Below are 14,694 nucleotides of genomic sequence, written 5' to 3' on the forward strand. Positions count from 1 at the left end.
CATGAAAGCAACTGCAAAGGCGCATACAAATATTGCCCTTATTAAATATTGGGGAAAGCGAAATGAAGCGATTATTTTACCTACGAATAATAGTTTGTCACTTACTTTAGATGGCTATTATACTACAACGACAGTGGAATTTGATGAGTCGCTTTCCCAAGATCAATTCATATTAGATGAGCAAATCGCATCCGGAGAGCAGTACAATCGGGTAACGGCATTTCTTGATATTATAAGACAAATGGCAGGTAAACAGCTATTTGCTAATGTAACATCGGTGAATGAGGTACCGACTGCCGCCGGTTTTGCCTCCTCTGCTTCTGGTTTTGCCGCGTTAGCAGCCGCCGGATCGAAAGCCATAGGTTTACATTTATCCGAGAAAGAGCTCTCTAGATTAACTCGTCGAGGCTCCGGGTCAGCTTGTAGATCCATTTATGGTGGTTTTGCAGAGTGGGAAATGGGGATGCGTGAAGACGGAGAAGATTCTTACGCTGTACCGATTGCTCCAGCAAATTATTGGGATATTCGTGTAGCGGCTGTGGTGTTATCTGCGACGAAAAAAAGTGTTTCGAGTCGTACAGGAATGCGAAGAACAGTTGAAACATCGCCATTTTTTCAAGGCTGGCTGGATAGTATTTCCTATGATTTAGCGGAAATAAAACAAGGAATTAAAGCGCGTGATTTTCAAAAAGTCGGTGAAATTGCTGAGGCAAACTGTATGAAGATGCATGCGACGACGTTAGGTGCAAAACCCCCATTTACATATTGGCATGACACGACGCTAGTAGTGATGCAAAAAGTTTGGGAAATGCGCTCACAAGGTATACCTGTTTATTTTACGATTGATGCTGGCCCTAATGTAAAGGTGCTTTATTTACCTGAGCATGAAGCATATATTGAGCAAACATTGGGCGAATTACAAGGTGTTACAGATATTCGTTTGAGTAAACCAGGTCAAGGGATTACGTATATATAGGGGCTGAATCTATTGCCACAATCATCTATGATAATTAAAACCCCCGGAAAGTTAATGGTTGCGGGGGAGTTTGCTGTACTACAGCCGTATCAACAATTAGTTGTAATGGCTGTAGATCGTTTTGTTTATGCAACGATAAAAGATAGTGCAACAAACGATTTACATTTAATGGATTTCCAATTACAAAATATAGGTTGGGAATATAATGGGGATAAAGTTGAACTTTATTCTAAAGATAAAAGAACGACATTTGTTCAAGCATCTATGACAACGGCATGTAACTATTTAAATGAACAGCATATTGCGATACCCCCTTTTGAATTAACGATCAAAAGCGAACTTGATGATGAATCAGGGGTGAAATATGGCTTAGGTTCAAGCGCTGCTGTCTCTACATCTGTTATTTCCGCCATTTTAAATAAGTTTATGCCTAAGAAACCAGAAGCAAAGCTCATTTATCAATTAGCAGCGATCGCTCATGTTGTAACGCAAGGTAACGGTTCGGGAGCTGATGTCGCTGCTTCCTCTTATGGAGGTTTCCTAAACTATTCCTCATTTCAAGCGGAATGGCTTCGTCAAGCCTACGAGGAATCACAAACATTAACGGAACTCATTTATAGAGACTGGATTTATGCTTCTTTGGAGCCTATTTCATTGCCGGATTCTGTTCATGTTTGTATCGGTTGGACAGGAAAACCAGCTTCTACCAAAAAGCTGGTGGAGCAAATTTTAAAGTTAAAGACAACCAATTCTAAACAATTTACTAGCTTTATTAGGCATAGTGAGCAGGCGATTGCGAATGTATTGGCAGGAATGAAGCAAAACAACCCGCAGTTATTACTTCAAGGGATAAAAGAAAATCGTCACGCGCTAGCGACTGTTGGAAGGGATGCAAATGTTGCTATTGAAACGCCGTTATTAACGACACTCTGTGATATAGCGGAACAATTTGGAGGTTCAGGGAAGCCTTCTGGAGCTGGTGGAGGCGATTGTGGCATTGCTTTTATGCCTTCTAAACAAGCTGCGGAGGCTGTATTAGTAGCTTGGGAAAAAGCAGGGATAAAGCCACTCGCGTTACATCCCTATCCGCATGGAGCAATGGTTAGTGACACCGAACATATAAATGAAATGAAATGATAAAAGCGCATGGATGTTGCACGTGGACAACACCATGCGCTTTTTGTGTTCGTATTTTATTCCTATATAGGAATAAAACCTACTTAGAATCGCATGAGTTACATGTGTTTTCTTCATGCATCATCCTTCTTTACTTTCCTACAATAGGGCATACTTTGTCATGTTTACAACCTCATTTTAAAATTTACATTCAAAGCGTAAAAAAATAGCGTGATATTAATTTTTTGTAAAAGATTTACATTCATTTAATAGTAAAAATCTCCAATATAGAATAAAGGTAAAAAATCCAGCAGGCATGCCTTTGTGGAGGAATCCCATTATTTAGGAGGTATCATGGAATGTTAACGTTTGTTTACACAAATGTAGTTGTTATTTAATTTTGTCTTTAATCTTCCTTCATAATTGTTAACTATACTTAAAGTAGGCATTAAACGAGGTAGGAAGTTAGATAAAGACAGAGCTACATATACATTCCACCTTTTCAGATGGTGCTTTAACTCCAAAAGGGGTGCGAATTTTGTCGATAACAGATCATGACGCCATCGGTGCGTATCATACTGCTTTTACTGAAGAAAAGCATGTAGGAATATCGTTGATCCCAGGAATAGAGCTTAATTTTATCACTGGCTTGAAAGGAAGATAGATGTTTGAACATATTAATTACAAATGATGATGGCATTTTTGCACCAGGTGTGAAGGCGTTAGCTGAGTTGCTTTCCCATTTCGGTAAGGTAATCGTAATTTGTCCAGAAACGGAAAAGAGTGCCTATAGTCATAAAATCACATTACGTCAACCATTAAATTTAAAAAAAGTAGACTTGTCCTCTACGGCAGAAACCTATGCCGTCAATGGATCGCCCGCAGATTGTGTAAAAATTGGGATGGATGTGTTAGAAGGTGAGCCAGATATCGTATTTTCTGGTATTAATATTGGTCCTAACGTCGGTAGGGATTTATATTACTCAGGAACAATTGCTGCTGCACAAGAAGCGATGTTATATCAATCGCCTTTAATATCTGTATCGTTAGAGACATTTGATAGCAGAAAAATAAAATTCGACATCGTTAAACAATTATTTTATCAAGTCCTAGAAGTGATTATTCAAAATAAGCTTCCAAAAAATTTGATGTTAAATGTCAATCTTCCTTATACATCGAAAGAGTTGTGTAAAGGAGTGCGCGTTGTTCCCATGGATTTAACCGTCTCTCGATATAACTTTACGGGGTTAAATGACTCACATGGTCAAATTTATTACTGGTTAAAAGACAATTACCATGAATTAGAGCTTAATGAAGGTACCGATTATGATCTGCTGCGGCAAGGGTTTATTACCATTTCTCCTATAGAGTTAGTACATACAAAGAAAAGAAGGATTGATCAACTTACTCGGTGGTTTCAGTATTTTAAGGAAAGGTAACTTGGAAAGATTGGGGAATAGAGTAAAGGAGTTATCGCCGGGTACAATTAAAACAAAGCAATTTCAAGGAAAAGAATATCATTATTCCATTGAAGTAAGTGGGCAGGTCATTATTGTCATGCTCGAATAAGAGAACAATATCATGTAGGTGAGGAAGTGGTACTTGTAGCAATTGTTTCAGAGGGGAGTTGACATTAATAAAAGTGACGTAAGTGAAAAAAGAGTATTATACGCTATAAAATAGCAACGAGCAGCCATGTACATGATGGTTGCTCGTTGTTTGTGTGTGCCAGGCATGCACACATTCTCTAGGGTTCGAGTCCCGAACCACGAAGGCAGTAGTAGTGGTTAGCCTAAGACAAGGGTGTCTGGGGTGACCCAGAATCTGAAGGAAGTCGGCGGCAAATCTCCGCCCTTAGGAACACGAACTTCATAGAAGGCTAGGTGTACTTGGATGAGACTGCACAACAAGTCAAAGTCCTTACTGCCAAAGGGTACACAGAGTAAATGAAGTGGGGATATGGAGAGGAAGAATGTGTGCTTACCCCGGGAGATCTGACAGAAAAGCGGTGCACACGCCGTAACCGAACATGTAAGTGTTCGCTGAACTGTCAGAAGTCAGCCGAAGCCGTAGTACTAGATATTTCTAGGAAGGGCTGAATCATTGAAGAAGAATGGTCGCTTCGGAGTACGCAATACTTGATGAAGCAGAAACAAGAAAACCTTCCTAGTGAAGGAAGCGGTGAATCCCGTGGGGGACACTAGAAGGGCTGAGAGAAATTGCCACACAAGAAGAAAGAGCCATTCACGTAGGAGTTAGATATCATGTTGGAAAGCATTCTATCACGAGAAAACTTAATATGTGCACTGAAACGTGTCGAACGTAACAAAGGAAGCCACGGTGTGGATGAAATGCCCGTACAAAACCTACGAGCGCATCTCATGGAACACTGGGCTTCCGTTCGAGAACAACTCGAATCAGGTACCTACTATCCTCAACCCGTTCGCCGTGTCGAAATCCCGAAACCAAACGGCGGAGTGAGGAAGCTAGGAATTCCTACCGTGCTAGACCGTTTCATCCAACAAGCAATCGCACAAGTTCTAACAACCATCTATGACGCAACATTTTCTGAACATAGTTATGGTTTTCGCCCAAACAGACGAGGACATGACGCGGTTAGGAAAGCGAGAAGCTATATGAAAGATGGCTATCGCTGGGTTATAGACATGGATTTAGAGAAATTCTTTGATAAAGTACATCACGACCGATTAATGAGGAAACTGAGCCAAAAGGTCAAAGATCCGAGAGTACTTAAACTTATACGTAGGTATCTCCAAGCTGGCATTATGGAGGACGGAATCGTTCAACCAAACACAGAAGGAGCCCCTCAAGGCGGACCATTAAGTCCGTTGCTATCCAACATCGTTTTAGATGAGCTAGATAAAGAATTAGAGCGAAGGGGGCTCCATTTCGTCCGTTATGCGGACGACTGTAACATATATGTTCAATCGAGGAGAGCGGGATCGCGAGTGATGAAAAGTATCACTACATTTATCGAAGGAAAACTCAAATTAAAAGTAAATGAACAGAAAAGTGCAGTAGACCGCCCATGGAAGCGTAAATTCCTAGGATTTTCTTTCACATTCCATAAAGAGAACCCAAAGATTCGGGTTTCTAAAGAAAGTATCAAACGCTTTAAACAGCGTGTCAGAGAACTAACCTCAAGAAAGAAGTCTATGAATATGCAGGATAGAATCGCAAAGCTAAATCGATACTTAGTAGGTTGGCTAGGCTACTATCAGCTAGCAGAGACGCCCTCTATATTTGAAGTTTTGGATAGCTGGATTCGAAGAAGGATGCGAATGATACGCTGGAAAGAATGGAAGAAAGTCAAAACAAAATACAAGAATTTAATAAAACTTGGAATTAGTAAAGGAAAAGCATGGGAGTGGGCAAACACGAGAAAGGCTTATTGGCGTATAGCTAAAAGTCCGATCTTACATAGAGCATTAGGTGATCGATACTGGTCAAACCTAGGCTTAAAGAGTCTACATAAACGATATCAAACGATGCGTTGGACTTAAATGAAACCGCCGTATACGGAACCGTACGTACGGTGGTGTGAGAGGTCGGGGGTTAGTCGCCCCCTCCTACTCGATTATAAGAAAATTGCATATATATGCAATTTTTTGTTGAGTTGAGTCATAACCTTTCGTTTGTCTACAATAAAGGAGAAGGGAGGCATTTTTCATGAAATCAACGATATCAATTATTGGGGTTCCGATGGATTTGGGGCAGAGCAGACGTGGGGTAGATATGGGGCCGAGTGCAATGCGTTATGCTGGAGCGGTGCAAAGGTTAGAAGCATTGGGGTATACGTTACATGATTATGGTGACATTGGTATTACTCGACCTGACAAACAAGCAGCCGGACAAAGTTATCAACTAAAGAATTTACCTCAAGTAGTTGAAGCAAATGAAAAATTAGCAACGATGGTTGATCAAACAATAGAAAAAGGGCATTTTCCGTTAGTTTTTGGGGGTGACCATAGCATTGCTATTGGAAGTTTAGCTGGGATTGCTAAACATTATGAACAGCTTGGAGTTATTTGGTATGATGCGCATGGGGATTTGAATACGACGGAGACATCTCCATCAGGTAACATTCATGGAATGCCACTTGCTGTAAGCTTAGGCTTCGGTCATGAACAATTAACGTCGATTGCAGGGTACTCACCTAAGGTAAAGCCGGAAAACATTGTTATTATTGGAGCTCGTTCCCTTGATCCTGGAGAGAGAGAGTTAATACACGAGAAGGGAATACAAGTTTATACTATGCATGAAGTAGATCGAATAGGCATGTCGAACGTCATTGAGAAAGCGGTTGCTTATTTAAGTCCTCGTACTGATGGGGTGCATGTAAGTGTAGACTTAGATGGTCTTGATCCGTCTGAGGCGCCAGGAGTAGGTACACCAGTTATCGGTGGCATGACTTATCGCGAAAGCCATTTAGCTATGGAAATGTTAGCAGAGGCAGGCATCATTACATCCGCCGAATTTGTGGAAGTCAACCCAATTCTAGATGAGAAAAATAAAACGGCAGCGCTTGCTGTCGGTTTAATGGGATCATTATTTGGTGAAAAATTAAAGTGAAGTTTGTAAAAATATGTTAAAATAAAAAGACATGATTTTTTCATGTCTTTTTTACCCTATAGTCTCTCTTTTTAAATTTCATAATCGTACGAAGAAGTGTTATTTTTTTGTAGTCGTGTTTTGTTAATTTTTCCTGTTGTAGTTCGTTGTTGTTACATATTCCAAGATTAATGCATCTAATTCAATACTTGAGTTAATTACTGCTTCAGAGGTCAATGCATGCGAGTTACTGAGAGAGAGCATTTTTTCTCTTTTCATTTCAATTCTTTCCAATAATTTAGAATTACTCACAAATCTATCCTCCTATCTAGTATAATGGTAGGATAGTAGCCGGAAATTTGCAATCATAAATATTTACATTTTATTATTTTTTTTTGAAACTTATTGATCGGTTAAATCGTAACAATATTACCGCATAGTAAAGCGGAGGTACCAATATGGATGAAATGATTAAAGATAGAATTAAACAAGTGAAAAAAGGAGATCAATCCGCTTTTGAAGATGTGGTCTCATTCTTTCAAAATAGGATCTACCAGCACTGTTTTCGCATGCTTGGTAATGCACACGAGGCGGAAGATATAGCGCAAGAGGCTTTTATTCGTGCATATGTCAATATCCATTCTTTTGATGATCAAAGGAAATTTTCGACGTGGTTATATCGAATTGCAACGAATTTAACGATAGACCGTATTCGTAAACGAAAACCAGATCATTATCTAGATGCAGAGGTAAAAGGAACGGAAGGATTGAATATGTATTCCCAGATAGCCGATAAGGGGAGACTACCAGAAGAAGAAGTCGAAGGAATTGAGCTTAAACGCTATATTCATTACGAAATTTCACAGCTTCCTCCGAAGTATCGCAGTATCATAATGTTGCGGTATATTGAAGAATTTTCCCTCCAGGAAATTAGTGAAATTCTGGATATTCCACTTGGGACTGTAAAAACCCGTATTCATCGTGGAAGGGAAACCTTAAGGAAAAAGCTTCGTCACGTGTAAAGGAGTGTGACTCACTTGAATTGTAATAAAGAAGCAGTAGAATTGATGCATTGTTATTTAGATGGAGATATTACAAAAGAGCAGGAGCAGGCGCTCAGTGCGCATTTGGAGAATTGCGAGGCGTGTCAAAAACATTTTCACGAATTGAAACGTACGATTACACTTTTGCAAAGCACAGAACAAATAAAAGCCCCTGCTAATTTCACTGCAAATGTGATGAATAACCTTCCGACAGAGCGGAAGCGATTTAAATATAGAAGATGGTTTAAATCCCATCCAATTTTAACTGCGGCAGCGATATTTTTTATTTTTATGATTAGCGGTATGTTTTCAGTATGGAATCAAGATAATCAGTTAAGTGTCTCTAAACAGGATAATTTAGTTATTCAAGGGGATACGGTAATTGTACCTGCTGATGTGACGGTTGAAGGGGACTTAGTCGTAAAAAATGGCGACCTCATTATTAATGGGACGATTGATGGAAATGTTACGTTAATTAATGGTGAGCTCATTGAAGAACCGATAGAAGGTGATGGCTTGATGGCTTCTGTTGGTGAAATCAATGGAGAGATAGAACATGTAGATCAAATGTTTGAGTGGGTGTGGTATTCCATTAAGGAATTGTTCGAAAATATCTTCTCATTTTAAAAGGATGATGAACCTGAAAACGGAAAACCGAATTCAGGTTTTTTATTGTACGATAAGTATAGTAAATGATGGCTTTTTCCGCCATATAGACTCGGGTTATCCATAGACATGTTTTTCTAAAAGTGTCCTGATAAAATCTTACATCTTATTGGATCTTTTATGTTACAATAGGAATGCTATATAGTCTTATTTTTCACTATAAGAAAAGTGTAAAATGTAACGCTATAGCAGAAGGAAATTACACCTTTTTTATATTAAAACTTCGCTAATAGAATCGAGTTTTACACTATAGGAAAGCATAAAGGTGTCTAGGGTTTATATTATAAGACTTGGCGACAAGCCAAGTTTTTCTAACAAAATTAGATGAAATGAAGCATTATATTATATGCTTGCATATAACGTGCAATAAGAAATTACTGTAGAGGATGTGTACATCATGCTTGATGGGGGATTTGACCTAATACAGCTCCTTAGGATAGGCGTAGATATCGCTCTCGTCTGGTATGTTTTATATAAATTAATCATGCTGATAAGAGGTACGAAGGCTATTCAACTTCTTAAAGGGATTGCAGTGGTACTAGCAGTGTGGTTGTTAAGCATTGTCTTGGACTTACAAACAGTGCGCTGGATTACAAGCCAGGCGATTGACTGGGGTCTTATCGTGATTATTATTTTATTCCAACCAGAGTTGCGTAGGGCATTGGAACAATTAGGGCGCGGTAATATTTTTGGACGAAGTGCCCGCTCGGAAGAAGAAATTATTGAAAAGAATATTGATGCCATTATCCAATCCTGTAATTACATGGCTAAACGTCGGATTGGTGCGTTGATCACCATTGAGCGTGAAACAGGAATCGGAGACTATGCAGAAACAGGTATTCCCATTAATGGAAAACTAACACATCAACTGTTAACAAATATATTTACACCAAACACGCCATTGCATGATGGTGCTGTTATTTTAAAAGGTGACGAAATCATTGCTGCAGCATGCTACTTGCCTTTGTCGGAAAGTCCTTTTATTTCCAAAGAGTTAGGAACAAGGCACCGTGCTGCAATGGGCATTAGTGAGGTTACAGATGCGCTAACCATTGTAGTATCCGAAGAAACGGGTGATATATCTTGCACGAAAAATGGCGAGCTACATAGAGAGCTAAGTCAGGAAAGCCTAAGAGATTTATTACACAAGAACCTATCATTAAGTTTGAAAGCCCCTGAAAAAAAGTCAAAAAAAGGGAGGGCAAACAAAAATGGATAGTTGGTTTCGAAGTAAGTGGTTTGTCCGTGTCGTTTCATTAGCGTTTGCCGTTTTCTTTTATATCTTTGTAACGGTTGATCAAAATAGCGTACCAAATAATGGTGAATCCACATTTCCTGCTGGAGATGAGACGCAAAATTTAGAAACTTTGGATGAAGTTCCGGTTAATATAGATATTGATAGTGAAAAGTATGTAGTTAGTGGTGTTCCAGAGTTTGTTTCTGTCACGTTAGAAGGATCAGCGGCTGTTTTACAACCAACCCTACGTAATCGGAATTTTGATGTGTGGGTAGATTTACAAGGGTTAGAGGCTGGTGAACATACCGTAGAGCTTCAACATGATATTTCTGATAAATTAGATGTATTTATTGAGCCAAAGCGAGTAGATGTGGTGATTGAAGAGAAATCAACTCAAGAATTTCAAGTGAAAGTTGACTTTATAAATACAGATTCAATGGCAGATGGGTATGAGCTTGGTGATTTTGAAGTAAGTCCGCAGAAGGTAACGATTACGAGTGCCAAAAGCGTCATTGAAAAAATTGGTATTGTCAAAGCTTATGTCGATGTAAGTGGCTTAGATGAAGCGATTGATAATCGAGAAGTTCCAGTCAATGTATACGATAGTCAAGGTAATGAATTGAGTGTGAATGTAGAGCCAGAAAATGTCGTGATTTCGGCGAACATTACTAATCCAAGTAAAAAAGTACCGGTTAGCGTCCAGACAACTGGTGAGCCTCCTAAGGGGTATGCATTATCCACGATTTCTGCTAATGTAGAGGAAGTGGAAGTGTTTGCGAGAAGCAGTATACTAAAAGATTTAGAAAAGGTTTCTACGGAGGAAATTGATTTAGCGGACATTAAGAAATCAGGTACAATAGAAACAAACTTAGCATTACCTGATGGTGCAACTGTTTCTAATGGAAAGAAGGTTGAAGTTACTGTTGAATTGGAACAGACAAAGGTGTTAGAGGGAGTACCAATTGAAATAGAAGGATTACAAGATGATCTGGAAGTGGCATTTAAAGATCCAGCTAATCCAGAGATGAAATTAACCGTTACAGGAAAACAATCAGATATAGCAGCGTTAAATCGGGAAGACTTTCGAGTGTTTATTGATGTTAAAGATTTAGAACCAGGTACACATGACGTTTCTATTAATGTGGAATCACCAGATGGCTTGTCGGTTGAACCAGAATTTGAGCAAGCATCCATAGAAATTAATGAAACTTCGTGATTAGCTTTTTATTTAAGAATTGGTGGAATTGATAAAAAGGAGAGAAATTACATGGGAAAATATTTTGGAACAGATGGTGTACGAGGAGTGGCAAATAAAGATCTTACACCAGAGTTAGCTTTTAAGCTTGGACGAGCTGGAGGTTACGTGTTAACGAAAGAAACACCACGTGCCAAAATCGTAATAGGACGCGATACCCGTGTATCTGGTCATATGCTTGAAGGAGCACTTGTAGCTGGATTGCTATCTATTGGAGCAGAAGTAATGCGTTTAGGTGTTATTTCCACGCCAGGAGTTGCTTATTTGACAAAAGCAACTAGTTCACAAGCAGGTGTTATGATTTCGGCATCTCATAATCCTGTAGAAGATAATGGGATTAAATTCTTTGGACCAGATGGATTTAAATTGACGGATGAGCAGGAATTAGAAATTGAAGCCATTTTGGATGGTGAGGATGAACTTCCTAGACCAATAGGTGCAGAAGTAGGTACGGTTAATGATTATTTTGAAGGCGGACAAAAGTATCTTTCTTATTTGAAAGATACGGTTGATAATGAATTTGATGGTTTAAAAATTGCTTTTGACTGTGCACATGGTGCTACTTCAGCCCTTGCTACGCACTTATTCGCTGATTTAGAAGCAGATATCTATTCTATCGGTTCTTCCCCAGATGGACTAAATATTAATGATGGAGTAGGATCGACTCATCCAGAAAAATTGCAGGAATTTGTCCTTGAAAAAGGTGCAGATGTTGGTTTAGCTTTTGACGGTGACGGTGATCGTTTAATTGCTGTAGATGAACGAGGGAAACTTGTTGACGGCGATCAAATCATGTTTATTTGTGGGAAGTACATGAATGAAAAGGGCGTGCTTCGTCATAGTACCGTTGTGTCTACAGTAATGAGCAATATTGGTTTTTATAAAGCATTAGAGGCAAATGGAATGCGTAGCGACAAAACAAAAGTTGGTGACCGTTACGTGATGGCTGAAATGCGCCAAGGCGGTTACAACCTTGGTGGAGAACAGTCAGGGCATATTATTTTCCTAGACTATAATACAACCGGAGATGGAATGTTATCCGCACTACAATTGGTCAATGTTATGAAAGAGACAGGCAAGCCTTTGTCAGAACTTGCCGATGAAATGAAAATTTATCCACAAGTACTAAAAAATGTTCGTGTAACAGATAAGGATAAAGCAATGCATCATCCAGACATAAAGCAAGCAATTGATGCGGTGGAGCAGGAGCTAGGTACACAAGGTCGCGTGCTCGTTCGTCCTTCAGGTACAGAACCACTTGTTCGTGTCATGGTTGAATCCCCAACTAAAGAAGAATGTGATTTATATGTGAAGCGAATTGTCGATGTGATTGAAAAGCTACTTGGAAGAGATGAATAATAAAAAGGTATAAGAAAAGCTAGGACATAACGCAGAGAACGAATGCAAAACGAAGCCTATTTGCTTTCCCGTTGCCAAATTGGTAGAACACTTTGCGAGTAGCGTTTGTTGAGGAACAGGCACGGAATCGAAGTGATGTGCTGTAGCGAGGGTTAGCAATTTTTATACAAAAAGCCGAACAATGATCATGCAATTGTTCGGCTTTTTTTCTGGATTATAGAAAAAGAAAATGTTTATTACCGTGAAATTTAGCGAAAAACTAAGACTTCATCATTGGCTGAGGTCTTCGCTTATTTATACTATAATTAAATGGTTCAATTTACTTATAGATGGAGAAGTAGATGCAAAATATTTGTTAGTAGGAGTGAAAAACTTGATTACAGTAATAGTTGTAGATGATGATGCGCATATTAGAGAACTATTACGATTGTATTTACAAAAGGAAGGTTATCAAATGGTGGAAGCGGAGGATGGGGAAGAAGCATTAGCCATCATGGAACAAACAGATGTACAAGCAGCTATTGTCGACATTATGATGCCTAAGCTGGACGGATTTGATCTATGTAAACATATGCGTACATTTTATAATATTCCAGTACTTATGTTGACGGCAAAAGGAGAGCTTGCAGATAAGGAAAAAGCTTATCGTGCTGGAACAGATGATTATATTGTGAAACCGTTTGAGCCGAAAGAAGTGCTTTTTCGTTTAAAGGCATTGCTCAGGAGATTTCAAATGATCCATGATGAAAAGATTCAAATTGGCACGATGTGTATAAATCGTAAAAATTATGAAGTACAAGTAAGTGGAAAAACGATTATTCTGCCTTTAAAAGAGTTTGAGCTGTTAGCACAATTAGCTAGTTATCCTAATCAAATATTTACGAGAGAGCAATTAATTGAGCATGTGTGGGGGTTAGGATATGAAGGAAATGATCGTACAGTAGATGTACATATTAAACGGTTAAGGAAACGGTTTTCCCATTGTCAAAGCGATTTTACGATCCAAACGGTGCGAGGGGTTGGATATAAGCTAGAAACGCTAAAGGCGGGAGGACAGTCTTAATGCGAACATTATATTTTCGTATTATAGTAACCACTTTCATTATTATGATTGCCAGTTCTATTATTGCTTTTATTGTGAGTAATGGCTATTACCAATATGTTTTAAAGCCAAAAAACGACGCCAAAGTTACGGAAATTGCGCATAATATTGTGGATTTATATAGAAATAGTGAGCAGCCACTAGATGATTATTTGTCCGAAATAACGGATTTAGGTTATTCATTTTATGTAACTGATTCGCATGGAAATGATCGATCCTTTGGGAAGCCATTCGATGAAGAGCAAACCTCTAGGGAAGTGGTAGATCGCGTATTAGCTGGCGAAATCTATCATGGTATAAAAAACTATCCGTGGCGTTTATTTGTAACAGGTTTTTTTGATCATACGCTGGCAAATACAATTGGTATTTCTATTGAAAGCAATGAGGGATCGGAACATGCACTATTTGTGCGCCCTAATTCCGCGCAGCAATTTGGAGAAATGCGGCTTTTCTTTGCTGTGCTTATTGTTTTAATCTTATTGCTTAGTTTTCTATTTATTTTGTTTAGTACACGATGGATAGTGAAACCAATTCAATTACTAAAGGCAGCAACAAGAAAAATAGCCGCCGGAAATTATCATATTAAGCTATCTGTTCATCGAAAAGATGAAATTGGTCGTTTAGCCAAAGACTTTTCCATCATGAGTCAGAGTCTACAGCAAACGGAAGAAAAAAGACAAGCTTTTGTGTCCAGTGTGTCTCATGAAATTCAATCTCCACTTACCTCGATTCAAGGATTTTCTCAAGCGCTGCAAGAAGAAGCATTAACGGAGGATGCGAGACGTTATTACTTATCCATTATAGAGAAAGAAAGTAAACGGCTATCTGCTTTAAGTAGGCAATTGCTAACGCTATCCCAGCTAGACCAAACGGAGGGGCAGTTGGAATTTACAACGTTTCATGTTAATGAACAATGGAAAGATATTATATCCACATTGGAATGGCAATGGAGACAAAAACATATCACGATACAATTTGATAACCAAGATACATGGATGAAAGGTGAGCCAAAGCTCCTTTATCAAGTATGGATGAATGTGCTGACGAATGCGATTCGTTACACGCCAGATGGCGGAGATGTTTTCATCCATGTACAAAAGCGAAAAGCGGACGTGCAAGTGGTGGTGTCGGATACTGGGATTGGTATTGCTGAGGAAGATCTGCGTCAAATCTTTGACCGTTTTTATAAAGTGGATAAGGCTCGAACGAGGAAAGAAGGAGGTACGGGTCTCGGATTAGCGATTGCCAAGAAGATTGTGGAGTTGCACAAGGGGACAATTATGGTGGATAGCAAACTCGGTCAAGGGACGAAGGTAGTCGTCATCCTACCACAAGTGTAACGATTCGTTCATCCTCTGTTCATATATA

15 protein-coding genes are annotated in these 14,694 nt (G+C 39.1%); 14 read left to right on the forward strand and 1 reads right to left on the reverse strand.

Annotated elements, in window-relative coordinates; all coding sequences use genetic code 11:
- Position 1 precedes the first annotated feature (1 nt).
- The 7 genes from mvaD to rocF all read left to right on the forward strand — a co-directional run bounded on the left by mvaD (position 2) and on the right by rocF (position 6,685).
- Positions 2–976, forward strand: a complete 975-nt coding sequence (gene mvaD / locus D9780_RS19925) for a diphosphomevalonate decarboxylase (RefSeq protein ID WP_121641271.1) — start codon at positions 2–4, stop codon at positions 974–976.
- Between the two features lie 12 nt (positions 977–988).
- Positions 989–2,113, forward strand: coding sequence for a phosphomevalonate kinase (locus D9780_RS19930; RefSeq protein WP_240458736.1), 1,125 nt, complete (start codon positions 989–991; stop codon positions 2,111–2,113).
- 517 nt (positions 2,114–2,630) lie between these two features.
- Entirely contained in the window at positions 2,631–2,756 is a 126-nt protein-coding gene (locus D9780_RS21520; RefSeq protein ID WP_256359881.1) for a PHP domain-containing protein, read from the forward strand.
- Between the two features lie 4 nt (positions 2,757–2,760).
- A complete protein-coding gene (gene surE, locus D9780_RS19935) occupies positions 2,761–3,531 on the forward strand; it encodes a 5'/3'-nucleotidase SurE (RefSeq protein WP_121641272.1) in 771 nt (256 codons plus the stop codon).
- Between the two features lies 1 nt (position 3,532).
- Complete coding sequence (locus tag D9780_RS21525; protein WP_256359882.1) at positions 3,533–3,661, forward strand: hypothetical protein; 129 nt, start codon at positions 3,533–3,535, stop codon at positions 3,659–3,661.
- A 692-nt stretch (positions 3,662–4,353) separates the two neighbouring features.
- Positions 4,354–5,616, forward strand: a complete 1,263-nt coding sequence (ltrA, locus tag D9780_RS19940) for a group II intron reverse transcriptase/maturase (RefSeq protein WP_121638889.1) — start codon at positions 4,354–4,356, stop codon at positions 5,614–5,616.
- Between the two features lie 166 nt (positions 5,617–5,782).
- The gene (rocF, locus tag D9780_RS19945; protein WP_121641273.1) at positions 5,783–6,685 is read left to right on the forward strand and encodes an arginase; all 903 of its coding nucleotides are present in this window, start codon (positions 5,783–5,785) and stop codon (positions 6,683–6,685) included.
- Between the two features lie 123 nt (positions 6,686–6,808).
- On the opposite strand, the gene D9780_RS19950 is transcribed toward rocF, so the two are convergent.
- Positions 6,809–6,976, reverse strand: a complete 168-nt coding sequence (locus D9780_RS19950) for an aspartyl-phosphate phosphatase Spo0E family protein (protein WP_077706576.1) — start codon at positions 6,974–6,976, stop codon at positions 6,809–6,811.
- Positions 6,977–7,122: 146 nt separating this feature from the next.
- Here D9780_RS19950 and sigW point away from each other — a divergent pair, with 146 nt between their 5' ends.
- From sigW to D9780_RS19985, 7 genes are all read left to right on the forward strand, one after another.
- Entirely contained in the window at positions 7,123–7,686 is a 564-nt protein-coding gene (sigW, locus tag D9780_RS19955) for an RNA polymerase sigma factor SigW (protein ID WP_073012397.1), read from the forward strand.
- 15 nt (positions 7,687–7,701) lie between these two features.
- Positions 7,702–8,334, forward strand: coding sequence for an anti-sigma-W factor RsiW (rsiW, locus tag D9780_RS19960; RefSeq protein ID WP_073012394.1), 633 nt, complete (start codon positions 7,702–7,704; stop codon positions 8,332–8,334).
- 436 nt (positions 8,335–8,770) lie between these two features.
- Positions 8,771–9,592 (forward strand): diadenylate cyclase CdaA, encoded by an 822-nt coding sequence (gene cdaA / locus D9780_RS19965; protein WP_077706574.1) that lies wholly within the window; start codon positions 8,771–8,773, stop codon positions 9,590–9,592.
- Positions 9,585–10,826, forward strand: a complete 1,242-nt coding sequence (locus D9780_RS19970; protein ID WP_121641274.1) for a CdaR family protein — start codon at positions 9,585–9,587, stop codon at positions 10,824–10,826. Before cdaA ends, D9780_RS19970 begins: the two co-directional genes overlap by 8 nt.
- Positions 10,827–10,877: 51 nt before the next feature.
- Positions 10,878–12,224 (forward strand): phosphoglucosamine mutase, encoded by a 1,347-nt coding sequence (glmM, locus tag D9780_RS19975; RefSeq protein ID WP_121641275.1) that lies wholly within the window; start codon positions 10,878–10,880, stop codon positions 12,222–12,224.
- Positions 12,225–12,597: 373 nt separating this feature from the next.
- On the forward strand, positions 12,598–13,287 hold the full coding sequence (locus tag D9780_RS19980) for a response regulator transcription factor (protein ID WP_205601104.1): 690 nt from the start codon (positions 12,598–12,600) through the stop codon (positions 13,285–13,287).
- Complete coding sequence (locus D9780_RS19985; RefSeq protein WP_121641277.1) at positions 13,287–14,666, forward strand: sensor histidine kinase; 1,380 nt, start codon at positions 13,287–13,289, stop codon at positions 14,664–14,666. The genes D9780_RS19980 and D9780_RS19985 overlap by 1 nt, the downstream gene beginning before the upstream one ends.
- The last annotated feature ends 28 nt before the right edge of the window (positions 14,667–14,694 follow it).

The organism is Virgibacillus sp. Bac330 (assembly GCF_003667845.1).
Classification (GTDB): domain Bacteria; phylum Bacillota; class Bacilli; order Bacillales; family Amphibacillaceae; genus Virgibacillus; species Virgibacillus chiguensis.